This is a genomic window from Thermoflavimicrobium dichotomicum, from assembly GCF_900114055.1.
GTDB lineage: Bacteria > Bacillota > Bacilli > Thermoactinomycetales > Thermoactinomycetaceae > Thermoflavimicrobium > Thermoflavimicrobium dichotomicum.
Genome location: NZ_FORR01000064.1, coordinates 1 through 1,496, shown reverse-complemented (window position 1 = coordinate 1,496; position 1,496 = coordinate 1). Strand labels below are relative to the sequence as shown.

Sequence of the window (1,496 nt, the reverse complement as noted above, 5' to 3'; positions counted from 1 at the left end):
ATCAGGTAGAGAAGCTGGATATCGATCTTTGTGATGAGCAGGGAAGGATATGTGTTCAGATCAGGCAACTCTCTTCCCGGGCGCTGTCAGGAGAGATTCCAGGTGGCAGAAATGGGAATGAGGAAGACCGTACCAGGGTCTCTGGCAAGCTGCCGGCAGGAACCCACCAGCTCGTCCCTGTTTGGGATTCTGTCCCGATTCCAAAAGGGGAACCTGTTTCGGGCCGGACAGAACGGATTGTGATCGTGGGAGGAACCAAGGAACACAGGGATGCAATCCAACGAGAGTATCCACAGGCGCATACTCTTCTGTTTCAGGAAGAGGATTCCATTGACCAGATGGCAGAAAAGGTGAAAGCCTGTGGCTGGATCGATCATCTCATCTGGGTGGCTCCGCCTGCTACTGCGGCAACCCTGGATGATCATGCCATGGTGGAAGAGCAAAACAGCGGGGTAATCCAGCTCTTCCGGCTGATCAAAGCGCTGCTTCGCCTGGGATATGGGAGCCGGGAGCTGGGCTGGAGTGTCATCACCATTCAGGCCCAGCCGATTCATCCGACTGATGTGGTGAACCCCACGCATGCCAGTATTCACGGCCTGGTTGGTTCGATGGCCAAGGAATATCCCAACTGGAAGATACGGTTGATGGATCTGGAAGCAAAAGGAGAATGGCCAATAGCCGACATGTTTGCCCTGCCCGCCGATCCCCAGGGCAATGCGTGGGTGTATCGTGAACAGGAATGGTATCGGCAACAGTTGCTTCCGCTCGATGCCCCCCGGACGGAGGAGACGCTGTACAGATCAGGCGGCGTGTATGTGGTGATCGGAGGGGCTGGCGGCATTGGAGAGGTATGGAGTGAATACATGATCCGAACCTATCAGGCGCAGATCATCTGGATCGGGCGGCGGGAAAAAGAGGAGACGATTCAGGCGAAGCTGGATCGCCTTGCAGCTCTTGGGCCTGCTCCCCACTATATTACGGCGGATGCGACGAACGAACAGGCGCTTCGGCGGGCATATGAGGAAATCAAAGAGAGATATGGCCAGATCCACGGGGTGGTTCATTCCGCCATTGTGTTGCAGGATAAGAGTCTGGCCAATATGGAAGAGGAGCGCTTCCGGGCCGCATTGTCGGCCAAGGTTGACGTCAGTGTGCGGATGGCCCAGGTGTTTGGGAAGGAAGCATTGGATTTTGTTATGTTTTTCTCCTCGATAGGTTCCTTTATGAAATCACCGGGACAGAGCAACTACTCTGCAGGCTGCACCTTCAAGGATGCGTATGCCCATCAGCTGGCGCGGGAGTGGCCATGTGCGGTGAAGGTAATGAACTGGGGATACTGGGGCAGTGTGGGCATCGTGTCGAAGAGAGAGTATCAGGAGCGGATGATGGAACAGGGGATCGGTTCAATAGAACCGCCGGAAGCGATGGAGAATTTGGAGATCCTGCTTGCTGGCCCCGTCAATCAGATGGTGCTGGTGAAAACGACGAAACCACTT

General features: G+C 55.1%; 1 protein-coding gene. It reads left to right on the top strand.

Going from position 1 to position 1,496, the window contains the following annotated elements; translation table 11 throughout:
* Positions 1–1,496 (top strand): SDR family NAD(P)-dependent oxidoreductase (locus BMZ78_RS18360; RefSeq protein WP_139203377.1); only part of this gene is annotated, 1,496 nt, incomplete at both ends.